25 protein-coding genes are annotated in these 26,447 nt (G+C 74.5%); 16 read left to right on the top strand and 9 right to left on the bottom strand.

Translation table 11 applies throughout. The annotated features are described in order from the left end of the window. Positions 1-11 precede the first annotated feature (11 nt). On the bottom strand, positions 12-1,466 hold the full coding sequence (locus DMP17_RS19400) for an FAD-binding oxidoreductase (RefSeq protein WP_337830240.1): 1,455 nt from the start codon (positions 1,464-1,466) through the stop codon (positions 12-14). Between the two features lie 173 nt (positions 1,467-1,639). On the opposite strand from DMP17_RS19400, the gene DMP17_RS19395 reads away from it, so the two are divergent. The 11 genes from DMP17_RS19395 to mnhG (DMP17_RS19345) all read left to right on the top strand — a co-directional run bounded on the left by DMP17_RS19395 (position 1,640) and on the right by mnhG (DMP17_RS19345) (position 13,707). Next, on the top strand, positions 1,640-3,790 hold the full coding sequence (locus DMP17_RS19395; protein WP_337830239.1) for a malate synthase G: 2,151 nt from the start codon (positions 1,640-1,642) through the stop codon (positions 3,788-3,790). An 80-nt stretch (positions 3,791-3,870) separates the two neighbouring features. Beyond that, on the top strand, positions 3,871-5,052 hold the full coding sequence (locus tag DMP17_RS19390; protein ID WP_337830238.1) for an MFS transporter: 1,182 nt from the start codon (positions 3,871-3,873) through the stop codon (positions 5,050-5,052). Between the two features lie 225 nt (positions 5,053-5,277). Next, entirely contained in the window at positions 5,278-6,498 is a 1,221-nt protein-coding gene (locus tag DMP17_RS19385; protein WP_226355699.1) for a cytochrome P450, read from the top strand. 52 nt (positions 6,499-6,550) lie between these two features. Continuing rightward, the gene (locus DMP17_RS19380; RefSeq protein ID WP_226356674.1) at positions 6,551-6,994 is read left to right on the top strand and encodes a GNAT family N-acetyltransferase; all 444 of its coding nucleotides are present in this window, start codon (positions 6,551-6,553) and stop codon (positions 6,992-6,994) included. A gap of 173 nt (positions 6,995-7,167) precedes the next feature. Next, positions 7,168-9,540, top strand: a complete 2,373-nt coding sequence (mbhE, locus tag DMP17_RS19375) for a hydrogen gas-evolving membrane-bound hydrogenase subunit E (RefSeq protein WP_226355700.1) — start codon at positions 7,168-7,170, stop codon at positions 9,538-9,540. Next, positions 9,537-10,121, top strand: coding sequence for an MnhB domain-containing protein (locus DMP17_RS19370; protein ID WP_226355701.1), 585 nt, complete (start codon positions 9,537-9,539; stop codon positions 10,119-10,121). Before mbhE (DMP17_RS19375) ends, DMP17_RS19370 begins: the two co-directional genes overlap by 4 nt. Further along, positions 10,118-10,576: a Na(+)/H(+) antiporter subunit C gene (locus DMP17_RS19365; protein ID WP_020622059.1), complete on the top strand. Its 459-nt coding sequence runs from the start codon at positions 10,118-10,120 to the stop codon at positions 10,574-10,576. The genes DMP17_RS19370 and DMP17_RS19365 overlap by 4 nt, the downstream gene beginning before the upstream one ends. 5 nt (positions 10,577-10,581) lie before the next feature. Then, positions 10,582-12,213: a Na+/H+ antiporter subunit D gene (locus DMP17_RS19360; protein WP_337832703.1), complete on the top strand. Its 1,632-nt coding sequence runs from the start codon at positions 10,582-10,584 to the stop codon at positions 12,211-12,213. Then, the gene (locus DMP17_RS19355; RefSeq protein WP_337830237.1) at positions 12,210-12,992 is read left to right on the top strand and encodes a Na+/H+ antiporter subunit E; all 783 of its coding nucleotides are present in this window, start codon (positions 12,210-12,212) and stop codon (positions 12,990-12,992) included. The genes DMP17_RS19360 and DMP17_RS19355 overlap by 4 nt, the downstream gene beginning before the upstream one ends. Further along, on the top strand, positions 12,989-13,255 hold the full coding sequence (locus DMP17_RS19350) for a monovalent cation/H+ antiporter complex subunit F (protein WP_062400930.1): 267 nt from the start codon (positions 12,989-12,991) through the stop codon (positions 13,253-13,255). The genes DMP17_RS19355 and DMP17_RS19350 overlap by 4 nt, the downstream gene beginning before the upstream one ends. After that, positions 13,237-13,707: a monovalent cation/H(+) antiporter subunit G gene (gene mnhG, locus DMP17_RS19345; RefSeq protein ID WP_308016740.1), complete on the top strand. Its 471-nt coding sequence runs from the start codon at positions 13,237-13,239 to the stop codon at positions 13,705-13,707. Before DMP17_RS19350 ends, mnhG (DMP17_RS19345) begins: the two co-directional genes overlap by 19 nt. Here mnhG (DMP17_RS19345) and mnhG (DMP17_RS19340) read toward each other — a convergent pair. Genes mnhG (DMP17_RS19340) through mbhE (DMP17_RS19315) form a run of 6 tightly spaced genes read right to left on the bottom strand, consistent with a single transcriptional unit; the run spans position 13,623 to position 19,227 of the window. Further along, positions 13,623-13,991 (bottom strand): monovalent cation/H(+) antiporter subunit G, encoded by a 369-nt coding sequence (gene mnhG / locus DMP17_RS19340; protein WP_226355703.1) that lies wholly within the window; start codon positions 13,989-13,991, stop codon positions 13,623-13,625. The two genes, mnhG (DMP17_RS19345) and mnhG (DMP17_RS19340), sit on opposite strands and share 85 nt — an antisense overlap. Further along, positions 13,988-14,260: a monovalent cation/H+ antiporter complex subunit F gene (locus tag DMP17_RS19335; protein WP_226355704.1), complete on the bottom strand. Its 273-nt coding sequence runs from the start codon at positions 14,258-14,260 to the stop codon at positions 13,988-13,990. The genes mnhG (DMP17_RS19340) and DMP17_RS19335 overlap by 4 nt, the downstream gene beginning before the upstream one ends. Continuing rightward, positions 14,257-14,748, bottom strand: coding sequence for a Na+/H+ antiporter subunit E (locus tag DMP17_RS19330; RefSeq protein WP_337830236.1), 492 nt, complete (start codon positions 14,746-14,748; stop codon positions 14,257-14,259). The genes DMP17_RS19335 and DMP17_RS19330 overlap by 4 nt, the downstream gene beginning before the upstream one ends. Then, positions 14,658-16,187 carry a monovalent cation/H+ antiporter subunit D family protein gene (locus DMP17_RS19325; RefSeq protein ID WP_337830235.1) on the bottom strand — a complete coding sequence of 510 codons (1,530 nt, stop codon included), beginning with the start codon at positions 16,185-16,187 and terminating at the stop codon, positions 14,658-14,660. Before DMP17_RS19325 ends, DMP17_RS19330 begins: the two co-directional genes overlap by 91 nt. After that, positions 16,184-16,492, bottom strand: a complete 309-nt coding sequence (locus DMP17_RS19320; RefSeq protein WP_062400935.1) for a sodium:proton antiporter — start codon at positions 16,490-16,492, stop codon at positions 16,184-16,186. The genes DMP17_RS19325 and DMP17_RS19320 overlap by 4 nt, the downstream gene beginning before the upstream one ends. Beyond that, a complete protein-coding gene (gene mbhE, locus DMP17_RS19315) occupies positions 16,489-19,227 on the bottom strand; it encodes a hydrogen gas-evolving membrane-bound hydrogenase subunit E (protein WP_337830234.1) in 2,739 nt (912 codons plus the stop codon). Before mbhE (DMP17_RS19315) ends, DMP17_RS19320 begins: the two co-directional genes overlap by 4 nt. 188 nt (positions 19,228-19,415) lie before the next feature. On the opposite strand from mbhE (DMP17_RS19315), the gene DMP17_RS19310 reads away from it, so the two are divergent. From DMP17_RS19310 to DMP17_RS19300, 3 genes are read left to right on the top strand one after another with little or no spacing between them, the layout of a single operon-like run. Continuing rightward, positions 19,416-19,940, top strand: coding sequence for a gamma carbonic anhydrase family protein (locus DMP17_RS19310; RefSeq protein ID WP_226355708.1), 525 nt, complete (start codon positions 19,416-19,418; stop codon positions 19,938-19,940). Continuing rightward, on the top strand, positions 19,937-20,617 hold the full coding sequence (locus DMP17_RS19305) for a uracil-DNA glycosylase (RefSeq protein WP_062400939.1): 681 nt from the start codon (positions 19,937-19,939) through the stop codon (positions 20,615-20,617). Before DMP17_RS19310 ends, DMP17_RS19305 begins: the two co-directional genes overlap by 4 nt. A gap of 10 nt (positions 20,618-20,627) precedes the next feature. Continuing rightward, positions 20,628-21,233 (top strand): DUF1707 SHOCT-like domain-containing protein, encoded by a 606-nt coding sequence (locus tag DMP17_RS19300; protein WP_226355709.1) that lies wholly within the window; start codon positions 20,628-20,630, stop codon positions 21,231-21,233. Between the two features lie 73 nt (positions 21,234-21,306). Here DMP17_RS19300 and rpmB read toward each other — a convergent pair whose 3' ends face one another. Then, entirely contained in the window at positions 21,307-21,498 is a 192-nt protein-coding gene (gene rpmB, locus DMP17_RS19295; RefSeq protein ID WP_020627372.1) for a 50S ribosomal protein L28, read from the bottom strand. Positions 21,499-21,655: 157 nt separating this feature from the next. Here rpmB and DMP17_RS19290 point away from each other — a divergent pair, with 157 nt between their 5' ends. Next, positions 21,656-23,401 carry a DAK2 domain-containing protein gene (locus tag DMP17_RS19290; protein ID WP_226355710.1) on the top strand — a complete coding sequence of 582 codons (1,746 nt, stop codon included), beginning with the start codon at positions 21,656-21,658 and terminating at the stop codon, positions 23,399-23,401. Further along, positions 23,402-25,582: an ATP-dependent DNA helicase RecG gene (gene recG / locus DMP17_RS19285; RefSeq protein ID WP_226355711.1), complete on the top strand. Its 2,181-nt coding sequence runs from the start codon at positions 23,402-23,404 to the stop codon at positions 25,580-25,582. It abuts the gene before it with no gap. A gap of 4 nt (positions 25,583-25,586) precedes the next feature. Here the strand turns inward: recG and DMP17_RS19280 are convergent, their stop codons facing one another. After that, positions 25,587-26,240 (bottom strand): hypothetical protein, encoded by a 654-nt coding sequence (locus DMP17_RS19280; protein ID WP_226366003.1) that lies wholly within the window; start codon positions 26,238-26,240, stop codon positions 25,587-25,589. Positions 26,241-26,447: the final 207 nt, after the last annotated feature.

The raw sequence follows: 26,447 nt of genomic DNA, 5'->3' as shown, positions 1-26,447 counted from the left end.
GGCCGGACGGGTCACAGCCGTTCGATCAGGCCCGCCTCCTCCAGCGGGTGCGGCCGGTAGAGCCCCGGCTTCTCGCCGCACAGCCGGGGGGTGGGCAGGAGCTTGCCGGGGTTGCAGATGTGGTCGGGGTCGAAGCCGTCGCGGATGCGGCGCATGACGGCCAGGTCGTCCTCGCCGAACATCCGCGGCATCGAGCAGGCCTTGTCGGTGCCGATGCCGTGCTCGCCCGACAGCGAGCCGCCCATCTCGACGCACAGCTCCGCGATCTGCGCCGACAGGTGCTCGGCCTGCTCGGTCTGGCCCTCGGCGGCGGAGAACAGGACCAGCGGGTGCAGGTTGCCGTCGCCGGCGTGGAAGACGTTCGCGACGCGCAGCCCGGCCTCGGAGCCCATCTCGTCGATCCGCTCGAGGATCTCGGCGAGCCGGGTCCGGGGGACCACGCCGTCCTGGACGATGTAGTCCGGCGAGATCCGGCCGACCGCGGCGAACGCGGCCTTGCGGCCCCGCCAGATGTTCGCGCGCTCCTCGGGGGAGCCCGCGATGTGGAGCCGGGTGCAGCCGTGCCGGTCGCAGATCTCCTTGACCAGCGCGAACTGCTCCTCGCACTCCTCGACGGTCCCGTCCAGCTCGACGACGAGCGCGGCCGGGGTGTCGAGGGAGTAGCCGGCGCCGGTGGCGCCCTCGGCGGCCTCGATGGCCAGCGCGTCCATCATCTCGACCGCGGCGGGCACGATCCCGGCCGCGACGATGTCGGAGACGACCCGGCCGCCCGCCGACACCGACGGGAAGTCCGCCAGCAGCGTCCGCATGACCTCGGGGGTGCGCAGCAGCCGGACGGTGACCTTCGTGACGATGCCGAGCGTGCCCTCGGAGCCGAGGAACACCCCGCGCAGGTCGGGCCCGGACTGCTCCATCGTGTCCGAGCCGAGGGTGACCACCTCGCCGTCGGGGAGCACGACCTCCATCGACAGCACGTGGTTGGTGGTGAAGCCGTACTTGAGGCAGTGCGCGCCGCCGGAGTTCTCCGCGACGTTGCCGCCGATCGTGCACACCTGCTGGCTCGACGGGTCCGGGGCGTAGTAGAGCCCGTACGGCGACGCGGCCGCGGTGATCTCCAGGTTCGTGACGCCCGGCTCCAGCACCGCGCGCCGGTTCTCCGGGTCGACCTCGAGCACCCGGTTGAGCCGGTTCAGCCCGATGACGACGCCCTCGGCCACCGGCAGCGCGCCGCCGGACAGGCCGGTCCCGGCGCCACGGGCGACGAACGGGATCCGGTGCCGGGCGCAGATCCGCACGCAGCCGGCGACGTCGTCGGCGGTGCGGGGCAGCAGGACCAGCTCGGGGACGACCCGGCTGCCGGTCAGGCCGTCGCACTCGTAGGTGCGGGTACGGACCGGGTCGTCGAGCACGTCCGCCGCGCCCAGGAGGGCGACGAACTCGTCGTGGATGGAGCGGGCCAGAGGCATCGCTGCACTCCCTTGCTGCGCGTGGCGGGGCTCACGGGAGGGTACGTCGACCCCGTGACGGTCCGCGCTCTGCGAACGGAGGGGGACCGCCACCACTTCCGTGATGCGGAAAAGATAATCCACTGGTAGAAATACGACCAGTCCCGTCATCCACGCAGAGAGGGTGGTCACAGATGGCCGACACCGCCGGCCTGCAGGTCGAGGAGCACCTGAAGTCCTTCGTCGAGGGCGAGCTCCTGTCCGACGTCGACCTCACGGCGGACGACTTCTGGGCGACCCTGGCCAGGCTCCAGGAGCGCTTCGCCCCGAGGATCGCCGACGCACTGGCCCGTCGCGACGAGATCCAGTCGCGCATCGACGAGTGGCACCGCGAGCACGGGGTCGGGTCGGTCGAGGAGTACGAGAAGTTCCTCACCGACCTCGGCTACCTGCTCCCCGAGCAGTCGCCGACCATCGGCGTGGACCGGGTCGACCCGGAGATCGCCGAGGTCCCCGGCCCGCAGCTGGTCGTGCCCTCCACCGTCCCGCGCTACGCGCTCAACGCCGCCAACGCCCGCTGGGGCTCGCTGTTCGACGCCTTCTACGGCACCGACGCGCTCCCGCAGGACGGCGAGCTCGCGAAGGGCTACGACGAGCGCCGCGGCGCGCAGGTGATCACCGCCGCCGACGAGCTGCTCGACGAGCTGTTCCCGCTCGCGAAGGGCAGCCACGCCGACGCCACCGCCTACCGGGCCTCGACCGATGGGCTCGTCGTCGACACCACCTCGAACGGCACGGTCGGGCTCGCCGACACCGCGCAGTTCGCCGGGTTCCGCCCGGTCGACGGCGACGGCCGCGGCGCGGTCCTGCTGACCCGTAACGGGCTGCACCTGGAGATCACGATCGACCCGACCACCCAGGTCGGCACCCAGCACCACGCCGACGTCGCCGACGTCGTGCTCGAGTCCGCGGTCACCACGATCGTCGACCTCGAGGACTCCGTCGCGACCGTGGACGGCGAGGACAAGGCGCTGGCCTACCGCACCTGGCTCGGGCTGCTGCGCGGCGACCTGACCGCCGAGTTCCGCAAGGGCGGGAAGACCGTCACCCGCCGGGTCAACCCGGACCGCGAGTACACCGCGCCCGACGGCTCCGACCTCACCCTGCCCGGGCGCTCGCTGATGCTGGTCCGCAACTGCGGCCACCACATGACGACCAACGCGGTGCGCACCGCCGACGGCACCGAGGTCGCCGAGGGCGTGCTCGACGCGCTCGTCTCGGCCGTCGCCGGGCTCTACGACCTGCAGGGGAAGGGCCCGCACACCAACTCCCGCGCGGGCAGCGTCTACATCGTCAAGCCCAAGCAGCACGGGCCCGAGGAGGTCGCGCTCACCGTCGAGCTGTTCGGCGCCGTCGAGGAGGCCCTCGGGCTGCAGGCGAACACCCTCAAGATCGGCATCATGGACGAGGAGAAGCGGACCACGGTCAACCTCTCCGCCTGCATCGCCGAGGCCGCGAACCGGGTCATCTTCGTCAACACCGGCTTCCTCGACCGGACCGGCGACGAGATCCACACCTGCTTCACCGCGGGCCCGGTCCTGCGCAAGGGCGACATGAAGACGACGACGTGGCTCACGACCTACGAGGACCGCAACGTCGACGTCGCGCTCGCCGCCGGGTTCGCGCACTCCGCGCAGGTCGGCAAGGGCATGTGGGCCAAGCCCGCCGCGATGGCCGAGATGATCGAGCAGAAGATCGGCCACCCGAAGGCCGGCGCGAACTGCGCCTGGGTGCCGTCGCCGACCGCCGCGACCCTGCACGCGCTGCACTACCTGCGCGTCGACGTGCACGGGGTGCAGGACGAGATCGCCTCCCGCACCACCGCCGACCGTCGCAAGCTGCTCGAGGTCCCGGTGACCGACGCGTCGTCGCTGTCGGCGCAGGACGTGACCCACGAGCTGGAGACCAACGCCCAGTCGATCCTCGGCTACGTGGTGCGCTGGGTCGGCATGGGCATCGGCTGCTCCACCGTGCCGGACCTGGAGGGCGTCGGGCTGATGGAGGACCGCGCCACCCTGCGGATCTCCGCGCAGCTGGTCGCGAACTGGCTCCAGCACGGCGTCGTCGACGAGGGGACGGTGCGCGACACCTTCGCCCGGATGGCCGCCGTGGTCGACGAGCAGAACGCCGGCGAGGACGGCTACCCCGCGATGGCGAAGGATCTGGAGTCCAGCGAGTCGTTCCAGGCCGCGCTGGAGCTGGTGTTCAGCGGGGCGACCGAGCCCAACGGCTACACCGAGCGGACGCTCACCCGCTGGCGTCAGCGGGCCAAGGCCGCGGCCTAGGCCGCACCACCACCGTCGACGACGACGCCCCCGGGACCGGTTCCCGGGGGCGTCGTCGCGTTCCGAGGAGGAGACCGATCGTGAAGCCGTGGATGCGGCCGGCCGCCGTGCTGTTCGGCGTCGGCTACGGCGCCAACCAGTTCAGCCCGCTGATGGTCATGTACCGCGAGCAGGGGCACTACTCGGCGACCGTGGTCGCCGCGTTCTTCGGCGTCTACGTGCTCGGTCTCGCCCCGGGCCTGCTCGTCGGCGGGCCCGCGTCGGACCGCTGGGGCCGCCGCCGGGTGCTGCTGCCCGCGACGGCCGCGTCGATCCCGGCCAGCGCCGTCCTCGCCCTCGGCGCGTTCTCCGAGGCACTGCTCTTCGCCGGCCGTCTGCTGTTCGGCGTGTGCGTCGGCGTCGCGATGGCGGTGGCGACGACGTGGGTCAAGGAGCTGTCCGGGCCCGGACAGGGCGCCCGGCGCGCCGCGCTCGCGCTCACCGCCGGGTTCGGGCTCGGCCCGCTCGTCGCCGGGCTGCTCGCGCAGTTCGCGCCGCTGCCGATGGAGCTGCCCTACCTGGTGCACATCGTCCTGACGGTGCCGGTCACCTGGTGGCTGCTCGCCGCGCCGGAGACGGTCGAGCCGGGCCGTTCCCGGTCCTGGCTGAAGGACCTGCGCGTCCCCGCCGTCGCGCACCCGCGGTTCGTGTGGCTGGTGCTGCCCGCCGCGCCGTGGGTGTTCGGGGCGGCCGCGCTCGCCTACGCCGTGCTGCCGACCACGCTCGACGGGATCACCGAGGGGTGGGGGCTGCTCGTCGCGACACTGCTGACCGCCGTCGCGCTCGGCTGCGGGGTCCTGGCCCAGTCCGCCGCGCGTCTCGTGGACGCCCGCTCGCCGCTGGCCGCGACCCGGGTCGGGCTCGCACTCGTCGTCGCGGGGACGCTCGTCGCCGCCCTCGCGGCGGGCCTGCCCAGCGTCCCGGCCGCCGTCGTCGCGGCCGCGCTGCTCGGCGCCGGCTACGGGTTCGTGTTGCTGTCCGGGCTGCAGGAGGTCCAGCGGATCGCCGCGCCGGAGCACCTGGCCGGGCTGACCGCGGTGTTCTACTCGCTGACCTACGTCGGGTTCCTGCTGCCGATGCTGCTCTCGGCCCTGACGGGGGTCACGGGGTACCCGGTGCTGCTGCTCGTCGTCGCCGCGGTGCAGGCGGTGTGCCTGGGCCTGGTGTGGGTGGGGGCGCGCCGGGTGGCGCCGGTCGCGGCGGAGCAGCCGGCGGTGGCCTGACCCGCGGTCACACTCCGGTGCGTCGCCGCATCGGCCACCCGTCTCACGTGCGCCGACGATCGGTTGATCGCTGTTCGCGCGCTGATCCGCTCCGCGCGCACGTCCGGGCACGCTCGGACGGCGGATCACCGCGCGCGGTGCGGATCACGCCACCGGCCGAGGATCGACCCGATGTCCACCCCGGGACGGAGGCGGCCACCGGCCGTCGCTCGTACCGTCGGACGGGTGACCACCACCACCGGTCCCGACGCCACGGACCTGCCGCGCCTCCCGTTCCCGCGCCACGACGTCCTCGAGCTCCCGCCGCTGTTCGCCCGGCTGCGGGAGCGGTCCCCGATCACCCCGGTCCGGACCCCGGCCGGCGACGTCGCGTGGCTGGTCACCGGCTACGACGAGGCCCGCGCCCTGTTCGCCGACGACCGGCTCGGCCGCAGCCACCCCGAGCCGGAGCGGGCCGCGCGCATCTCCGACTCGATGATCTTCGGCGGGCCGAGCGGCGACTCACCGGAGACCGAGCGCGCGAACCACACCCTCATGCGCAAGCTGCTCGCGCCCGCGTTCTCCGCGCGCCGGATGCGCAGGCTCTCCGGGCACGTCGCGGAGCTGGTGGCCCGGCAGCTCGACGTCGTCGAGGCCGCCGGTCCCGGCGCCGACCTGCACGAGCTGTTCTCCTTCCCGCTGCCGGTGCTGGTCATCTGCGAGCTGCTCGGCGTCCCCTACGACGACCGCGAGGAGTTCCGGCGCTGGTCCGGTGAACTCGGGCTGCTCCACGACCGGCCCCGTGCCGAGGCCGCCGCGCAGGCGCTGTTCGCCTACGTCCGCGGCCTGATCGACCGCAAGGACGACGAGCCGGGGGAGGACGTCCTGTCCGACTTCGCCGCGCTCGGCTCGGAGCCCGCACAGCGCGACGGCCTCGCCCGTCTCGGTGCCGGGCTGCTGTTCGCCGGGCACGAGACCACGGTCGGGCGGATCGACACCGGCACCGTCCTGCTGCTGGACCGCCCGGGGGAGTGGGCGGCGCTCGCCGCGGACCCGGAGCGCGCCGCGGGGGCGGTCGAGGAGGTCCTGCGGCTGGCCGTGCCCAGCGGGGGCAACGGCGGCATCCCGCGCTACGCCCACGCCGACGTCGACATCGCAGGGGTGCACATCCCGGCGGGCGACGCGATCCTGCTCGCCCCGGGCGCGGCGAACCGGGACCCGCGCCACTTCGACGGGGCCGCGGAGTTCGACGCCGACCGCAAGCCGACGCACCTCGCGTTCGGGCACGGGCCGTACTTCTGCGTGGGCGCGAGCCTGGCCCGGGTCGAGCTGACCGAGGTGTTCCGCGCGCTGCCCGCCCGGTTCCCGTCGCTGCGCCTGGCGGTGCCGCGCACCGAGCTGGAGCTGCGCTCGGACGTGCTCACCGGAGGGCTGCGCGCGCTGCCGGTCACCTGGGACCGATCATGAGGACGTGGGGGAACTCGAACTGCGGGTGGCGGGGCTCGACCATCCGGACGTGATGCCGCTGATGCGGCGGCTGCAGGCGTTCTACGGCGAGGTCTACGGCGACGGCGACGCCACCCCCGTCGACCCGGCCGACTTCCGGACCCCGTCCGGGTTGTTCCTGGTCGGCTACGACGACGGCGTCCCCGTCGCGACCGGGGCGTGGCGCGCCGTCGACGCCGACCCGGCCGACCCGGCGCGCCGCGACGGCGACGCCGAGCTGAAGCGGATGTACGTCGAGCCCGCCGCCCGCGGGCGGGGACACGCCCGGGCGGTGCTCGTCGCGCTGGAGCGTGCGGCGGCCGCCGCCGGGCGTCGTCGCATGATCCTCGAGACGGGTGACGGCCAGCCCGCTGCGATCGCGCTGTACGAGACCAGCGGATACCGTCGGACCAGCAACTTCGGTGCGTACCGGAACGACCCCCGCTCCCGGTGCTTCGCCAAACCGCTCCCGGCGTGAGCCTCGGTACGGTCACGGGCGAAACGTCCGGTTGCGCCGATAGGATGACCCCGGCGTCGTCGCCGCGTCCCTTCCGGTGATCGTGCGGCGGCCTCTTCCGGCGCTCCCCGGGTCCGGCCGTGACGTGAGCGGAACCGCTGGTCCGAACGACCCCGTGACTCCAGGAGGTGTCGGTGCTCGCCGTCGTGGCCGCCCATCTCGTCCTGGCGCTGTGCCTGCCCGCGCTCGCCCGGTACCACCGGCGGCTGGCGTTCGGCGCCGGCGCCGCCCTGCTCGCCGCCACGCTCGTGTGGGCGATGACGCAGGCCTCGACCGCGCTCTCCGGCGGGGTGACCGACCGCATCGAGTGGGCGCCCGAGCTGGGGCTGACGCTGAGCCTGCGGATGGACGCGCTCGCGATCGCGATGATCGTGCTCGTCTCCGGCGTCGGAGCGCTGATCATGATCTACGCGGCCTGGTACTTCGGGCCGCGCTCCACCGACGCGGCCCGCTCCGCGGCGCTGCTGGTCGCCTTCGCCGGGATGATGCTCGGCCTGGTCCTGGCCGACGACCTGCTGACCCTCTACGTGTTCTGGGAGCTGACGTCGCTGACGTCGTTCCTGCTCGTCGGGCAGGGCGGCCAGTACCGGGAGAACCGCCGCGCCGCGGTCCAGGCGCTCGTCGTGACCGTGTTCGGCGGGCTGGCGATGCTGCTGGGGATCGTGCTGCTGGGCCAGCTGGCCGGCACGTACTCGATCCCGGAGATCACCGCGGCCGCGACCTCCGGCACGCTCGCCCCCGACAGCCCGGTCGCGCTGTCGGTGTCGCTCGTGCTGATCCTGCTGGGCGCGCTGACCAAGTCCGCGCAGCTGCCGTTCCACCCCTGGCTGCCCTACGCGATGGCCGCCCCGACGCCGATCTCGGCGTACCTGCACGCGGCCTCGATGGTGAAGGCCGGGGTCGTGCTCGTCGCGCGGCTCGGGCCCGCGTTCTCGGTGCACCCCGTGTGGTGGGCGCCGGTCATGGTGCTCGGCCTCGCGACGATGGTGCTGGGCGGCTGGCGCGCGATGCGCCAGACCGACCTCAAGCGGCTGCTGGCCTTCGGCACCGTCTCCCAGCTCGGGTTCCTCATGGTGCTGTTCGGGTCCGGCTCGCGGGTGGCCGGGCTCGCCGGCATCGCGATGCTGCTGGCGCACGGCCTGTTCAAGGCGCCCCTGTTCATGGTGGTCGGGGCGATCGACAAGGCCTGCGGCACCCGTGACCTGCGGGAGCTGTGCGGGCTCGGGCGCCGCCGGCGCGGGCTGGCCGTCGTCGCCACGCTCGCCGGGCTGTCGATGGCGGGGCTCCCGCCGATGCTCGGCTTCGTCGGCAAGGAGGCCGCTTTCGAGGCGTTCGTGCTCGAGGGCGGCGTCCGCGGCTGGATCGCGGCGATCGGCCTGGTCGCGGGCTCGCTGCTGACCGTCGCCTACACCGCACGGTTCCTGTGGGGCGCGTTCTCCACCAAGGGGCTGCACCCCACCGGCGGCGACCCGGTCCCGCTCGGTCTGTCCGGCCCGGCGTGGCTGTGCGCGCTGACCGGGATCGCGGCCGGGTTCGCCGCGCCGCTGGTCCAGCAGCTCGCCGCCTCCTACGCCGCGTCGCTGCCTCCGCTCGGCGACGCCTACGCCGCCCGCTACGAGCTGGCCCTGTGGCACACCCCGGGGCTGCCGCTGCTGTTCACCGGCGTCGCGCTGGCTGGCGGGCTCCTCCTGCACCGCTACGGGCAGACCCTGACCGGGCACCTCTCGGTGCCGCACGTGTCCGCCCAGCGGGGGTACGAGGCCGTCGTGACCGGGCTGGAGCGCTCGGCGATCACGGTCACCGGCCGGCTGCAGATCGGCTCGCTGCCGGTCTACCTCGGCTGCATCCTCGCGACGCTGATCGCGCTGCCCGGCCCGGTCCTCGCCGTGACCGGCACGTTCCCGACCGACCAGGCGCCCTACCACTCGATCATGCAGGTCCCGGTCGGGCTGATGGTGATCGTCGCGGCGATCGCGCTGTGCCTGGCGCACCGCAGGTTCACCGCGGTGCTGCTGGTCGGCGCCGTCGGCTACGGCATCGGCGGCCTGTTCGTCATCGACGGTGCCCCCGACCTGGCGCTCGCCCAGTTCCTGGTCGAGACGCTCACCCTGGTGGCGTTCGTCTTCGTGCTGCGACGCCTGCCCGCCCACTTCGACGAGCCGGACAGCGAGCGCCGCGTCCGCGCCCCCAAGGCCGCGGTCGCCGCGGTCGGCGGCCTGCTCGTCGCGGGGATGGCCGTGGTGCTCTCCGGGGCCCGCACGCTGCCGCCGGCGACCACCGGGCCGTTCATCGCCGGCGCGCCGGAGGCCGGCGCGACCAACCTGATCAGCGCGATCCTGGTGGACTTCCGCGCGCTCGACACGGTCGGTGAGATCACCGTGCTGCTGATCTGTGCGTCCGGCACCGCGAGCCTGGTGCTCGCGACCCGTTACGACAAGAGGAAGGGCGGCAAGGTCGTGCGCAGCGGCTCGGGGTCGCCGAAGCACGAGAAGGAGGTGCTCGGATGACGGCCTCGCAGGAGAAGCCCGCACCCCCGCCGGGGGACGCCGAGAGCTGGGCCCGGATGGACCAGCCCAGCGGGCGGTGGATGCTCCCCGGCACCTGCCCGGACGTCCGCGAGCGGACCCTCGTGCTGGAGGCCGCGGCCCGGCTGCTGTTCCCCGTGGTGCTGGTGTTCTCGGTGTTCCTGCTGCTGGAGGGCCACTACGGCCCCGGCGGCGGGTTCTCCGGCGGCCTGGTCGCCGGGCTCGCGTTCGTGCTGCGCCACATCGCGGGCGGCGACGACAACCTGGGCTCCCGGTTCCGGATCCGCCCGCCCGTGCTCGTCGGCACCGGGCTGATCGTCGCGGTGCTCACCGCACTGGCCCCGGTGGCCTGGGGCGACCCCGTGCTCGCCTCGGTCAAGTGGACGATCACCTTCGGCCCGTTCGGCTACCTCGACATCGTGAGCAGCCTGCTGCTCGACGTCGGCGTCTACCTGCTGATCATCGGCGTGGTGCTCGACCTGCTGCGCTCGCTCGGCTCCGGCATCGCTCGCGACGCCCGCGAGGCCGGCGAGGACGTCCCGGGCGGAGGTGGCCGCGGATGAACACCACGATCAACCTGAGCATGGCGATCGTGCTCGCGGTGCTGTACTCGGTCGGGTTCTACCTGCTGATGCAGCGGTCGCTGATGCGCATCCTGATCGGCATCGTGGTGCTCGGGCACGGCGCGAACCTGCTGCTGCAGGTCTCCGGCGGCCCGCCCGGCCGCGCCCCGATCCTCGACGCGGTGCTGCCCGAGCAGATCGCCGACCCGCTCCCGCAGGCGCTGGCGCTGACCGCCATCGTCATCACCTTCGCCCTGACCACGCTGCTGCTGGCGCTGGGCTACCGCTCCTGGGTGCTCGTCGGGCACGACGAGGTGCAGGACGACGTGGAGGACCGCCGCATCGCCGACCGGCAGAAGCCCAAGGGCGCGATGGAGGAGGGCACCGCGGACGAGACCGACGCCGAGCCCGAGGACACCGCCGACTCCCACGAGCTCGAGGAGGGCCGCAAGTGACCCCGCTGCAGGCCCTGGTCACGCTGCCGGTGCTGCTGCCCATGCTGGGCGCCGCGACCAGCGTCGTCGTCAGCCGCCGCGCCTCGGCCCAGCGGGTCATCGGCGTGGTGACCCTGGCGCTGGTGTGCGTCGTCGGCGCGGTGCTGCTGGTGGCCGCGGACACCCACGGGCCGGTCGTCGCCGAGCTCGGCGGCTGGCCCGCCCCGATGGGCATCGTGCTCGTCGCCGACCGGATGTCGGCGCTGCTGCTGCTCATCTCGTCGGTGGTGACGCTGGCGGTGCTGGTCTACGCGATCGACCAGCGGATCTCCGACTACGGCCGGGAGACCGCCAGCACCACTTTCCACCCGATCTTCCTGCTGCTGTCGACGGGTGTGTCGCTGGCCTACCTGACCGGCGACCTGTTCACCCTGTTCGTCGCGTTCGAGATCATGCTGGCGTCGAGCTACGTGCTCATCACCCGGCGGACGTCGGCGTCGCGGATCCGGTCCGGCATGACCTACGTGATCGTGTCGCTGACCTCGTCGCTGCTGTTCCTCACCGCGGTCGGGCTCGTCTACGCCGCCACCGGCACGGTCAACCTGGCCGACCTCGCCGGGCGGATGGGCGCGCTGCCGGAGGGCCTGCGCGCGGTGCTCGCCCTGGTGCTCATCGTGGTGTTCGGCATCAAGGCGGCGATCGTGCCGCTGCACTTCTGGCTGCCCGACAGCTACCCGAACGCCCCCGCCCCGGTCACCGCGCTGTTCGCGGGCCTGCTCACCAAGGTCGGCATCTACGCGCTGCTGCGCACCCAGACGCTGGTGTTCCCGCAGGACAGCCCGTCGACGCTGCTGCTGGTGATCGCCGCGGTGACGATGGTGGTGGGCGCGCTGGGCGCCGTCGCGCAGGACGACCTCAACCGGTTGCTGTCGTTCCTGCTGGTCAGCCACATCGGGTTCATGGTGTTCGGGCTCGCCCTGCACACCCCCGACGGCATCGCCGGGACCGGGCTCTACGTCGTCCACCACATCACGGTGCAGGCGACGCTGTTCCTGGTCAGCGGGCTCATCACCCGCCGGACCGGGACGGTGTCGATCTCCCAGATGGGTGGGCTGGCCCAGCAGGCGCCCCACCTGGCCGTGCTGTTCGCGATCCCCGCGATCACCCTGGCCGGGCTGCCCCCGACCTCGGGGTTCGTCGCGAAGCTCGCGCTGCTGCAGGCCGGTGCGGGCGCGGGCCTCGCCGGGGAGCTGGTCGCCGCCGTCGTCGTGCTGGCGAGCCTGCTGACCCTCTACGCCGTGGCCCGGGTCTGGGTGCGGGTGTTCTGGGGCGCCCCCAAGGAGCCCCTCGCCGACGACGACCCGAACGACGAGCTCGTCGTCGGGACCGCACGCAGCGCCCGCGGCATGTACGTCGGCGCGTCCGCGCTGGTCGTGGTCAGCGTCGCGATCGCGCTGTTCGCCGGCCCGCTGTCCGGGGTGACCGCCCGGGCCGGGGTGGACCTGCACGACCGGACCGGCTACACCGACGCCGTCCTCGGGCCGGGCGCCGACCCCGGCAGCGATGGGACCATCAGCGCCAGCGGACGGTCCGGCGGCGTCGACGGGAACGCGACCGTGCGGACCGCGGCCGGCGATACCCCGGAGGTGACCCCGTGAGCGAGCAGACCCCGAGCCGCGGTGGCGCGGGCACGGCCGACGGACCGGACCCGCGCGAACTCGACGACGCCGAGACCTCCCCGGAGGCCGTCCGCGACCGCGAGATGGGCGCGGCCGAGGCGGGCGAGACACCCGAGACCGACCGCACCCCCGCCCGGGTGCCCCCGCCGGTCCCCGACACCGTCGCCGAGCCGATGGGCGGCTCCGCCCGCGGCGGGAGCGTGCGCCGGCGGATCCCGCAGGTGCTCGCGCTGGCGCTGGTCTGGGTGCTGCTGTGGGGGAGCGTGTCCCCGGCCGCGGTCGTCGGCGGGATGCTCGTCGGCGCCGCGGTGACGGCGATCTTCCCGCTGCCGCTGCTGCCCGAGCGGCTCCCGTTCCGCCCGTGGAAGCTGCTGCGGCTGCTGGCGTTCCTGGCCTCGGACCTGGTCGTCTCCGGGATCCGGGTCAGCATGGTGACGCTGCGGCACGGGCCGCGCGCCCGGTCCGGGATCGTCGGGCTGCCGCTGTGCACCGGCTCGGACCGCACCGCGACGACGATCGTCGCGGCCTGCGCGCTGTCCCCGGGCAGCTTCACGCTGCAGATCGACCGGGCCCGGCACCGCTGGTACGTCTACGCACTCGGCCTGCACCGGCCCGGCGCCGTCGAACGGCTCCGCCGGGACATGATGCGGCTGCAGATGCGGGTGATCGACGCCGTCGGCAGCCAGGAGGACCGGGACCGGTGCGCCGCCGCCGTCGCCGCGGTCACCGCCGAGGACGCGGGGAGGAACGACCGGTGACCGTCGTCCACACGCTGGTACTGATCATGTTGACCGCCGCGGCGGCGCTGACGATGTGGCGGCTGCTGAAGGGCCCCACCACGCTGGACCGCATCGCGGCCCTGGACGTGTTCGTCGTGCTGATCGTGGCCGCGGCCGCGGTGTACGCGGCGATCTACTCCGACGGGTCGAACATCCCGCTGCTGGCCGCGGTCGCGCTGATCGCGCTGGTCGGCTCGGCGACGGCGGCCCGTCTGGTCGAACGATGGGAGCGGCACCGCTGATGGGCGTGCACGACGTGCTCGACGTGGTCTCCGCCGCGCTGATGCTCGCCGGCGGGCTGTCCTGCCTGCTCGGCGCGCTCGGGCTGGTCCGGCTGCCGGACCTGCCCGCCCGGCTGCAGGCCACCACCAAGCCGCAGACCCTGGGGCTGCTGCTGATCCTGCTGGGCGTCGCGGTGAACCTGGAGTTCGAGAACTCCTCGACGCTGATCCTGGTCGTGCTGTTCCAGGTGCTGACGGCGCCGGTCATCTCGCAGGTGGTCGGGCGCTCGGCCTACCGCAGCGGCGCGATCGACCGGGACGCACTCGTCGTCGACGACCTGGGGGAGGACATCGACGCCGACGCGCGCGCCCGGGAGGTGCGGACGGTTCAGCCGCCGTCGCCCCGGGAGTCCGCGGAGCCCGGGTCGTCCTCGCGCAGCGTCGACGAGGTCGAGGGGGCACCGGAGCGGTAGGCGGCGTGCCCGATCGCGAAGCTGGCGATCGGGATCGTGAACAGCTGCAGCGCCACGGCGACGCCGAGAGTCAGCAGCACCCCGGGCTCGGGCACCAGGATCGCGACCCCGACGAGGATCGCGACGATCCCGAGCCCGGCGGCCTTGGTGACGGCGTTCGTGCGGTTGTAGACGTCGGGCAGGCGCACCATGCCGACCGCGCCCGCGGCGACCAGGAGCACCCCGGCGCCGAGCACGATCCCGCCGATCGCGTTCTGCACCGGTCCGCCGACGAGCACGCTCACCGCTTCGCCCCCTTCTCCGCCCAGATCAGCCGGGCCACGGCGACCGTGGTCAGGAACCCGACCAGCGTCGCGACGACGACGAGGTCCAGCATCGCGGTGGACCCCAGCCGCAGCGCCAGCAACGCGATCAGCCCGACGACGACCACGAAGCCGTAGTCCACGGCCAGCCCGCGGTCGGCGTCGGTGGGCCCGGCCAGGACCCGCCCGACCGCGACGAGCAGGCCGAGCGCCAGCACGACGATCCCGGCGTCCAGCAAGAGGGTGCTCACGGGGTCTCCTCCGGATCGCGGTCGACCGCGCCCGGGGCGGGGCGGCGCAGGAACGCCAGCAACCGGTCCTCCATCTCGTACACGCTCGCCCGCAGCTGCTCCGGGTCCGAGGCGTGCATGCCGTGCACGAGCAGCTCCGGGCTGCGCGAGCCGGTGGTCAGGTTCAGGGCGAGGGTGCCGGGGGTGAGGCTGAGCAGGCTCATGATCGACGCGATCTCGACCATGCTCCGAGACCGCAGCCGGACCCGGACCACCGCCGGGTCGATGCCGTGCCCGGGGGTGAGGACCTCGCGGAGCACGACGGCGTTGGCGCGGAAGAACTCGCCGGTGAACCACAGCAGGAACCCCACCGCGGCGCGCGGGCGGCCACCGCGGCCGGGTGCGCGTCGGCGGGTCGTCACGGCGCCCCCACCGCCCCGACGTAGGCGGCGGTGTCGGCGAGACCCTGCCCGGCGACCGACGAGAGCGCCAGCAGCGGCTCCGCCCACAGCCCGAGCAGCAGCGACAGCGCCCCCAGCGCCAGCGCCGGGACCACCGCGCGGACCGGGACCCGCAGTGAGACCACGGTGCCCGCACCGCCACCGGGGTCCGGCTCGGGGGCGTCGCCGCCCCAGAACGCGCCGTTCCAGATCTTGAGCATCGACAGCAGGGTGAACACGCTGACCCCGACCGCGACGAGCGCGGCGGTGACCATGCCCGCGTCGACCGCGCCGAGCACCAGGGCGAGCTTCGCGACGAACCCGGACAGCGGCGGGATCCCGGCCAGGCTCAGCGCCGACACCGCGAACGCGACCGCGGTCGCCGGGTTGCGGGCGGCGAGCCCGCCGAGCCGGGACAGCGTGTCGGTGCCGACGTACTGCTCGACGGCACCGGCGACCATCAGCAGCGCCGCCTTGACCAGCACGTACTGCACCAGGAAGTAGATCGCCGCGGCCAGCCCGGCCGGGGTGGAGATCGCCAGGCCGAGCACGATGTAGCCGATCTGGCTGACCATGTGGAAGGTCAGGATCTGGCGCATCCCGCCGGCGCCGACCGCGCCGAGCACCCCGACGACCATCGTCAGCAGCGCCGCCACCAGCACGATCGGCAGGAAGCGCGGGTCGCCGTCGTAGATCACGGCGTAGACGCGGAACAGCGCGTACACGCCGACCTTGGTCAGCAGCCCGGAGAACAGCACGGTGACCGCGGCCGGTGCGGCGGTGTAGGCCCGCGGCAGCCAGTTGTGCAGCGGCACCAGCGCGGCCTTCACCGACAGCGCCAGCAGGATCACCGCGGTCGCCGCGGCCAGCGCCGGGTCGGTCACGGCGCGCCCGGCGAGGTCGCCGAGCTGCACGGTCCCGGCGACGCCGTAGACCAGGCCGAGCCCGGCGAGGAACACCGTCGAGGCCAGCAGGTTCACCGTCAGGTACAGCCGCGACGCCGCGATCCGCTCCGGGCCCCGGCCGGTCGCGATGAGCACGTAGCTGGGGACGAGCATGACCTCGACGAACACGAACAGGCTGAACAGGTCCGCGGTGAGGTAGGCGCCGTGCACCCCGGCGAGCAGCAGCAGCGACTGCGGCAGGAACGCCCGGTCGGTGTCGGAGCCGGTGACCGCGGCGAAGGCCAGGCAGGCGATCCCCAGCACCCCGGTGACGGTCAGCATGATCGTGCCGAACGCGTCGGCGGCCAGCGGGATCGCGATGCCGGCCGGCCAGTTCCCGAGCCGCTGCACGATCACCGCGCCGTCCGCGGTGGCGGCCAGCAGGACCGCGGACACCGCCGTCGACGCGGCGAGCGCGGTGAACGCGACGCCCCGCCGCGCCGTCATCGGCAGCAGGAACGGCCCGCCCCCGCCCGGTGGGCGCGCGGTGAGCAGGACCAGCAGGCCCGCCGCGGCGAGCGGGACCAGGATCGGCGCGACGACGAGCGCCTCGAGGCCGGTCACCGGGGGTCCCCGCCCTCGTCCTCGTCGCCGGCCTTGAGCAGCGCCAGCAGGTACACCGTGATCGCGAAGGCGATCACGATCGCGGTGAGCACGAACGCCTGCGGCAGCGGGTCGGCCATCTGCGCCCGGTCCTGCTGACCCAGCAGCGCGGGCTCACGGGTCGCCATCCCGCCCGCGGAGATGATCAGGACGTTCACGCCGTGCCCGAGCAGCACGAACCCGAGCACCGTGCGCAGCAGCTCGCGCTGCAGGACCAGGTACACCCCGCCCGCGACGAGCACGGCGACGACGACCGCGGCCGTCACTCGGAGCTCCCCAGCAGGGAGCCGGTGCGGGCGCGCCCGCCGATCCGGTCGGTCGCGGCCACGATCAGCCCCACCACCATCAGGTAGATCCCCAGGTCGAACACGAACGACGACAACAGCACCCCGCCCGGCAGGTACACCGGGGTCAGGAACGGCAGTCCCAGCGGGTACACCGCGATCCCGGTGAGCAGGCTCAGCAGGAGCCCGGACCCGACCAGCGGCTCGGGCCGCAGGCGCAGCGCCCACGCGTCGCCGCGGTGGGCGAGGCGCAGGAACACGACCGCGACGCCCCCGACCAGCGAGGAGATGAACCCGCCGCCGGGCTCGTCGTGGCCGCGCCAGAGCAGGAACAGCGACATCACGAGCATCAGCGGGGCCAGCACGCGGCTGGCGACCCGCATGACGATCGTGTCGGCCGGGCCGTCGGTGGCCACCCGCTGCCGCGTGCTGCCCTCCGCACCGGCCTCACCGCGCCGGATCAACACCAGCAGCCCCAGCGCCGCCGCCCCGACGACGACGGCCTCACCGAAGGTGTCCATGCCGCGGAAGTCGACGAGGATCGTGTTGACCACGTTCGTCCCGCCGGTGGCGGCCTCCGCGGTGTCCAGCAGGTACCCGCCGACCGGCGACGGCTCGCGGCGCCCGGTCAGCACGTAGGTGGCCGCCCCCAGCGACAGGCCCGCGGCCAGCGCGGCCACCGCGGCCGGGGCGCGCCGCCACTGCGCCGGGCGGTGCAGCCGGACCCCGCGCCCGCGCAGCACCAGCACCGCGACGACGGTGGTCAGCACCTCGACCAGCAGCAGCGTCATCGCGACGTCCGGGGCGCCGGCGAGCAGCAGCCACAGCGCCGTCGCCAGCCCGCCGAAGCCGGTCAGCGCCAGCGCCGCGGTGACCGAGCGGGTCGTCACGGCCCCGGCGACGGTGGCCAGCACGAGCACGACGACCACCCAGTCCAGCGGCCGGGTGACCGGCCCGGGGAACGGCGGCAGCGCGGGCAGGGCCACCCCGGCGGCGACGGCGAGCACCGGCAGCGCCAGCACCGGGCGGGCCAGGACGGCGGCGGGGGAGGGGTCGGTGTCGGGGCGCCCCACCCGGGCGCCGAGGGCGAGCACCCCGGCCCGGATCCGGTCGAAGACCGCGGCGCCGTCGGGGACCGGGAGCCGCTCCAGCGCCCGGTCGACCCGGTCGCGCCAGTGGAACAGCGCGTAGCCGCCGGCGATGGTGAGCACCGACAGCACCAGCGCGGTGCCGAAGCCGGGCCAGAGAACGAACGTCACCGGCTCCGAACCCGGGTCCAGGTCGCGGGCGGCCCGGTCGGTCAGCGGGTTGAGCACCCGCACGGCGGGCCCGAGGACCAGCCCGAGCAGCGCAGCGACGGCGGCCGGGGCCAGGAACGCCCACGACGGCTCGTACAGGCCGGGCTGGCTGAGCCTGCCGCCGAACGCGCCGTGCACGATCCGGGCGGAGTAGGCGAAGGTCAGCGCCGACGCCACGACCGCGACCGCGGCGGCCACCGGCCCGGCGCCGGGCGCGAAGTCGGCCTCCAGGAAGCCCTCGTAGAGGTTCTCCTTGGACACGAACCCGAGCAGCGGCGGCACCCCCGCCATCGACAGCGCGGCGACCCCGGTCAGCACCGCGGTGACCGGCATGACCTTCCGCAGGCCGCCGAGCTCGCGCACGTCGCGGCTGCCCGCCTCCTTGTCGATGATCCCGACCAGCATGAACAGCGTCGCCTTGAACAGGGCGTGGGCGAAGGTGTGCAGCACCGCCGCGGACAGCGCGTAGGACGTGCCGACGCCGATCGCGGCGGTGAGCAGGCCCAGCTGGCTCACCGTGGAGTGGGCGAGCACCGCCTTCAGGTCGTGCTCGCGCAGCGCCAGCACCGCGCCGACGACGGCCGTCGCCAGCCCGAGCGGGACCAGCACCGCCGACCAGGCCACCGACGGCACGTAGACCGGGGTGAAGCGCATCAGCAGGTAGATGCCGGCCTTCACCATCGTCGCGGCATGCAGGTAGGCGCTGATCGGGGTCATCGCGACCATCGCCCCGGGCAGCCAGAACGTGAACGGCAGCTGCGCGGACTTCGTCGCCGCGGCCAGGATCAGCAGCGCCCCCGCGGGCAGGGCCAGGGGGCTTCGCAGCACCGCGCCCGGGTCGGCGAGGACCACGTCGAGGCTGGTGCTCCCGGCCGCGACGCCGATCATCACCACTGCGCCGAGCAGTGCGAAGCCGCCCATCGCCGTCACGACGAGCGCGCGGCCCGCGGGCAGTGCCGCCGCCGGCCCGGCCGTGTTGACCAGCAGGAACGACAGGACGGTGGTGAGCTCCCAGAAGACGTAGAGCAGCACCAGGTCGTTCGCGGTGACCAGGCCGATCATCGCGGCGGCGAACCCGGCGAGCAGGCCGTAGACCGTGCCGATCGGGTAGTACGCCTCCAGGTAGCGCGGGCAGTAGGCCATCACCAGCGCGCCCACGCCCAGCACGATCGTCACGAACAGCAGCGACAGGCCGTCCATGCGCAGGCCGAAGGAGATGCCCAGCGACGGCATCCAGGACACGCCCGCGGTGAGGACCTCCCCGCGGACGACGTCGCCGGCGGCGGTGTTCGCGTACACGGCCAGTGCGGCGAGACCTGCGGCCAGCGGGTAGCCCGCGTTGCGGCCGAGCAGCCGGGCGAGCACCGGGGCGAGCAGCGCCAGCGCGACCGCCCCGCCCAGGGTGACCAGGGGGATCACCGGGCAGCGCCTCCGTCCAGGGGGCCGGGGGTGCCGCGCACCCTGATCATGACTCGGGAGCTTCTACCCGTTCGACGGGGTTTCCACACCGACGTTTCCGGTCACCCCGATCGGTTGCGCCGCGCACGTCTCCGCGGGTGGGTGGGCCCCCGGCGTGGCGGCCCGCGGGCGCTTCGTACCCTCGCGGTGTGCCTCTGTACGCGCTCGGTGACGCCGAACCGGACATCCACCCGACCGCCTACGTCCATCCGGACGCCGTCGTGATCGGCAACGTGACGCTGGGCCCGGAGTCCACGGTCTGGCCCACCGCGGTGCTGCGCGGCGACGACGGCCGGATCGAGGTCGGTGCCCGCAGCAGCATCCAGGACGGGTCGATCATCCACACCACCCTGGAGCAGCCGACGATCATCGGGGACGAGGTGACCGTCGGGCACAACGTGCACATCGAGGCCGCCACCATCGGCAACCGGGCGCTCATCTCGTCGGGCTCGGTGGTGCTGAACGGCTCGACGATCGGCGAGGGCGCGATCGTCGCCGCCGGCGCGGTCGTCTCCCCGAAGGCCGACGTGCCCGCCTACCGGATGGCGCTGGGCGTGCCCGCCCGTGTCCGCGACGGCTACGAGGTGCCCGCCGACCGCTGGCGGCACGCCGTGGAGTCCTACGTCGACCGGGGCCGCCGCTTCGCGTCGCAGCTGCGCCGGCTGGAGGGCTGATGGCCAAGCCGCTGAACGAGGTCGTCGAGGCCGGGTGGGCCCAGGCCCTGGAGCCGGTCGCCGAGACGATCACCGCGATGGGCGAGTTCCTGCGCGCCGAGATCGCCGCGGGCCGTCGTTACCTGCCCGCCGGGGCGAACGTGCTGCGCGCGTTCCAGCAGCCCTTCGACGAGGTCCGGGTGCTGCTCGTCGGGCAGGACCCGTACCCGACCCCGGGGCACGCGGTCGGGCTGTCGTTCTCCGTCGCCCCCGAGACCCGCCCGCTCCCGCGCTCGCTGCAGAACATCTTCCGCGAGTACGCCGAGGACCTCGGGCACCCGGCGCCCACCTCGGGTGACCTGACCCCGTGGACCGAGCAGGGCGTGCTGCTGCTCAACCGGTGCCTGACCGTCGCCCCCGGGGAGCCGGCCTCGCACCGCAACAAGGGCTGGGAGGAGGTCACCGAGCAGGCGATCCGCGCCCTGGTGGCCCGCGACGCCGAGCCGATGGTCGCGATCCTCTGGGGCCGCGACGCCCGCAACCTCGCTCCGCTGCTGGAGGACGTGCCGACGATCGAGTCGGCCCACCCGTCGCCGATGTCGGCCGACCGCGGCTTCTTCGGGTCGCGGCCCTTCAGCCGGGCCAACGACCTGCTGGAGGAGATCGGCGGGGAACCCGTCGACTGGAAGCTGCCCTAGGCTGGACCGGGTGGACGACCCGGGGGACATGCGCATATCGGACGCCGACCGCGAGGCGGCGGCCCGCCGGCTGCACGACGCGGTCGGCGAGGGCCGCATCACGTTGAGCGAGCTGGAGGAACGGCTCGACGCGGTCTACGCCGCGCGCGTCGCCCGGGACCTGCAGCCGCCGCTGGCGGACCTGCCGGGCGGGCTGCCGCCGTCGGTCACCGCGCTGGCGCCCGTCCCCGCGCGTCCGCCCGCGCCGTCGGAGCGGGTGCGGCTGACGACCGCGGCGGGGACGATCAAGCGCACCGGGGACTGGCAGGTGCCCGCGGCGCTGCACCTGTCGTCGTCGATGGGGACCATCCACCTCGACCTGTCCGAGGTTCGGTCGCTGCCGCCGCGGATCGACGTCGAGGTCGCACTGGGGATGGGCGAGGTCGTGCTGGTCCTGCCCGAGGGCGGCACCGCCGACGTCGACGGCACGAAGGCGTCTTGGGGCGAGGTGAAGACCCGGGTGCCCTCGACGCCCGGGGCGGCCGGGCCGCACCTCGTGGTGCACGGCAAGGTCGGCATGGGGTCGGTCACCGTGCGCGGGGCACGCCGCAGCTGGTGGCGGTCCGTGGTCGGCTGAACCGGCCCCCGGGAACGACGAAGGCCCGGTCCCCAGGGGACCGGGCCTCGATCGTGGTTCGGGTCTCGCGCACTCAGACGCGGGTCACCTTGCCCGCTTTCAGGCAGGAGGTGCAGGCGTTGATCCGACGGCGGTTGCCGCCGTTGATCGCGGCGCGCACCGTCTGGATGTTGGGGTTCCAGCGGCGGTGGGTGCGGCGGTGCGAGTGCGAGACGGACATGCCGAAGCCCGGACCCTTGCCACAGACGTCGCAGACGGCAGCCACGTCGGACACTCCTCGGGTTGACGAACAGATTCACGAACAGATTCTCGGCACGGACGTGCCGAGGCTCGGCCTTCAATTCTAGCCACGCCCGTGTGGTGACCGGCGCGCGGGGCCGTCCCGCGGCACCGGGGGCCTCCGCGCACCTAGTGTGGGGCCCGTGGCCTCGCCGTTCGACCCCGCGCTGCTGCGCCGCTGGATCGACGCCGCCGCCGAGCGGCTCACCGCCGGGCGGGCCGAGATCGACCGCATCAACGTCTTCCCGGTCGCCGACCACGACACCGGGTCGAACCTGCTGCTGACCGCCCGTGCGGCGGCCTCGGCCCCGCTGGACGGGGACGCCCCGGCCGCCGACGCCCCCGCCGCGGACCCCGCCGCCGAGGATGTCCGGCCGGTGCGCGCCGCGGCGGCCCTGGCCGCGGCCGCGGTGCGCGGGGCCCGCGGCAACTCCGGCCTGATCCTGTCCCAGCTGTTCCGGGGCCTGGCCGAGGAGCTGGAGGCCGCGGCCGCACGACGGCCGAACACCCCGGCCGGTGAGCTGCTCGCCGGGGCGCTGCGGCGGGCCGCGGCGCTGGCGGCCGTCGCGGTGTCCGCGCCGCGCCCGGGGACCGCGCTCACCGTGCTCGACGCCGCCGCCGCGGCCGTGGCGGCGCGGGTGGCGGCCGGGGCGGCCACCGGGCCGTCCGCCGCCGGTGCGGAGCTCACCCGGGTCGCCGACCCCTCCCACCGCGCCGACCCCGACGGCGGGGGCCTCGACACGACCGGTGCGCTCGCCGAGGCCGCCCGGGTGGCCGCGGACGCGGCGCGGGCCGCGCTGGCCCGGGCCACCGGGCGCCCGCCGGAGCTGGTGCGGGCCGGGGTCGTCGACGCGGGCGGGCTGGGCCTGGTCGTCGTGCTGGACGCGCTGGTCGCCGCGGCGGGCGGTGATCCGGGACCGCCGCCGTCGTCGCAGGTGGGGACGCCCGGTCCGGCCTCGGCGGTCACCGCCGACGGCGAGCTCGTGCCGTGGGTGCCCCAGCCGGTCTACGAGGTCACCTACTGGCTGCCCGGGCCCGACCCGGCCGCGCTGGAGACGCTGCGTGCCCGGCTCGCCGGGCTCGGGGACTCGGTCGGTCTCGCCGGCGACGGCGGTGGCGGGGTGATGGTGCACGTGCACACCACCGAGGCCGGGCCGGCGGTCGAGGCGGGGCTGGCGGTGGGGCGCCCGTCGGGGATCCGGATCGAGGCGCTGCCGCCGGCGCCGCCGACCCGGGACCGCGCCGTCCTGCTGATGATCGAGAGCAGCGGGGCCGGTGCGCTGGCCCGGGCCGCGGGCGGGAACGTGCTGGTCGCCGACCCGGACCCGACCGTCGACGAGGTCCTGGCCGCGATCCGCGCGACCGGCGCCGAGCACGTCGTGGTGCTGCCGTGCGCCACGCACCGGCGCACGGTCACCGAGACCGCGGCCGAGCGGGTGCGGTTCGAGGGCATCGACGTCGTGGTGATCCCGGCCAGCTCGGTGCTGCAGGGCCTGGCCGCGCTCGCGGTGCACGACCCCGCCCGTCGCGCCCCGGACGACGTCGTCGCGATGGCCGAGGCCGCGGCCGCCACCCGGACCGGTGGGCTGGCCGTCGCCGAGGCCGAGGCGCTCACCTGGGCCGGTCCCTGCCGCCCGGGGGAGATCCTCGGGATCTCCGACGGCGAGGTCGTGCTGATCGCCCCGGATCTCGCTGTCGGTGCCCTGTGGTTGGCTCACCGCATGCTCACTCCGGGTGGGGAGCTGGTGACCGTGCTGCTCGGCTCGGCCGCCCCCGACGAGCTCGGCGAGCGGTTCGCCGAGGACCTGCGCCGCACCCACCCGGAGGTCGACGTCGTGGTGCACCGGGGGGAGCAGGGCGACTACCCGCTGGTGCTGGGAGTGGAGTAGATGGACGACGGGTTCGACCTCGACAGCCGGCTCGACGGGCCGCTCGGGCGCAAGGCCGCCGACGCGCTGGCCCCGCTCGGGCTGGAGACCGTCGGGGACCTGCTGCGGCACTACCCGCGGCGCTACGTCGACCGCGGCCGGCTCACCGAGATCGCCGGGCTGGTCGCGGGCGAGCACGTCACCGTCGTCGCGGCGGTGGCGCGCGCCGAGCTGCGGGAGATGCGCAACCGGCGCGGGAAGATGCTCAAGGCCGTCATCCGGGACGAGAAGGGCGGCGAGCTCGACGCCACCTTCTTCAACGGCTGGAAGCTGCAGGGCTTCATCAAGCAGGGCGTCGTCGGCGTGTTCTCCGGAAAGGTCGGGGTGTTCAACAACCGGCTGCAGCTGACCCACCCGCAGTTCGAAGAGATCGAGGAGAGCGACTCGCTGCGCCCGTTCCTGTCGGTCTACCCGGCGAACGCGAAGGTGACCTCGCAGGCCATCGCGCGCTCGGTGCGCCAGGTCCTGGAGCAGATCGACGACCCGACCGACCCGCTGCCCGAGTCGCTGCGCGAGCGGGAGAAGCTGCCCGAGCTGGGGCGGGCGCTGCGGCGCATCCACGTGCCGGAGACCGAGGCCGACCTGTTCGCCGCCCGGCACCGCCTGGTGTGGGACGAGGCGCTCGGTGTGCAGCTGGCGCTCGCGCTCCGGCGGGAGGCCGCCGTCGCGCGGCCGGCCCCGGTGTGCCCGCGCCGCGACGACGGCCTGCTCGCCGCGTTCGACGCGGACCTGCCGTTCCCGCTGACCGAGGGACAGCAGGAGGTCGGCGAGCAGGTCGCCGCGGACCTCGCCCGCGAGTACCCGATGAACCGCCTCGTGCAGGGCGACGTCGGCGCGGGCAAGACGATCGTCGCGCTGCGGGCGATGCTGCAGGCCGTCGACGCGGGCACCCAGGCCGCGATGCTGGCCCCCACCGAGGTCCTCGCCGCCCAGCACGCCCGCTCGCTGCGCGCGATGCTCGGCGCGCTCGGCCGCGGCGGCGAGCTCGGCGCGGGCGAGGACGCGACCGCGGTGACGCTGCTGACCGGGTCGATGGGTGCGAAGGCCAAGCGGCAGGCACTGCTCGACGCGCAGTCCGGGGCGGCGGGGATCGTCGTCGGGACCCACGCGTTGATCCAGGACACCGTCGGGTTCGCCGAGCTGGGGCTGGTCGTGGTCGACGAGCAGCACCGGTTCGGGGTGGAGCAGCGCGACGCGCTGCGCGCCCGCGGCGAGAAGGCCCCGCACATGCTGGTCATGACGGCGACGCCGATCCCGCGCACCGTGGCCATGACCGTCTACGGCGACCTGGCCGTGTCCGAGCTGAAGGGGCTGCCGAAGGGCCGCTCCCCGGTCGCGACGACGGTCGTGCCGCTGGCGGAGCACCCGTCGTGGATCGAGCGGGTGTGGCAGCGGATCCGCGAGGAGGTCGAGGCGGGCCACCAGTGCTACGTCGTGTGCCCCCGGGTCGGTGGTGCCGAGAAGGAGGGTGCCGAGAAGGAGGACGCCGAGGAGCCCCCGCCGGACGACGACGGCGGCGAGGAGCGGCGCGCCCCGCTCGCGGTGCTCGACATCGCCCCGCTGATCGAGGAGAAGCTGGCCGGGCTGCGGGTCGGGATCCTGCACGGCAAGCTCCCGCCGGAGGAGAAGGACACCGTGATGCGGGCCTTCGAACGCGCCGAGCTCGACGTGCTCGTCGCGACCACGGTGATCGAGGTCGGCGTCGACGTGCCGAACGCGACCGGGATCGTGCTGCTCGACGCGGACCGCTTCGGCCTGTCCCAGCTGCACCAGCTGCGCGGGCGGGTCGGCCGGGGCAGCGCACCCGGCCTGTGCCTGCTGGTCACCGACATGCCCGCGGCGACCGCCGCCCGCGAACGGCTCGACGCGATCGCCGGGACCACCGACGGCTTCGAGCTGGCCCGCCTCGACCTGGAGCTGCGCCGCGAGGGCGACGTGCTCGGGTCGAGCCAGTCCGGCTCCCGCTCGGGGCTCAAGCTGCTGTCGCTGCTGCGCCACGGCGAGGTCATCGAGAAGGCCCAGGTGTACGCCCGGCACCTGGTCGCCGAGGACCCGGGCCTGGCCGGCCACCCGCGGCTGCGGGACCTGGTGGGGGAGACCCTCGGCGACGAGGAGCGGGCCGCCTACCTGGACAAGTCCTGACCGGTCACGGCCCGGGGAGCTCGCCGCGGGCCGCGGCGTCCAGCCGGGCGCGGGCCGGGCGGGGCAGGTGCACCCGCCCGGACCGTTCCAGCCGGTCCAGCTCGACGCGGACGCGGCCGTAGGCGGCGAGCCGTTCGGGTTCGGAGTCGGAGTCCCGCGCGGTGGTCAGCAGCTTCACCACGCGCTCGACGGTGCGCCGCTCCTCGGGGTCCAGCCCGGCGAGCCGGATCCGGTCGGCGGCGTCCACCGCGGCGGTCCAGGCGCGGCGGGCGGCGTCGACGGCGCGCACGTGGGTCCCGGCGTGCGGCTCGCCCGGGTAGCCGTCGGTGTCCAGTGCCTGGGCCTCGGCGAACGCGTCGACGAACCGTGCGGTGGCCGCCACCGTGGTGTCGGACAGCGCGGGGCGGCGCAGCACGGCCAGCGGGTCGGCCTCGTGCGCGGCGAACTCCGCGCGCAGCCGCTGGAACTCCGCCCGCGCGCGTCGCCACGCCTGCTCGGCGGCGACGGCCTCGGACGACAGCACGGGACGCGCGGCCGGTTCCGGGGCGGGGCCGGGACCGGGACCACGGTCGGCGCGCAGCCGCCGGTAGGCGCCGACCACGGCCATCACGAGCAGCGCGAACGACAGCAGCTGGAACACCACGGCCACCACCGTCACCACCGCCCTCCGCGCCGGCCGAGGGGCCGGTCCCGCTCCCCACGGTGCCCCAGCCGTCCGGATCGCGCCATGCGCCCGGATGCCGTCCCGGCACGTCGTGCCACGTCGCGGGCCCCCGTCGGCACTCCCGCGCACGACGATGTCCCGCTCCGTGGGCACCGCGTCCCGAACGGTGGTCCCGATCGCGCGATCCGTGTCAGGATCACG

It is taken from the genome of Pseudonocardia sp. TMWB2A (assembly GCF_017312135.1).
This window is presented reverse-complemented; position numbering and strand designations above follow the sequence as displayed.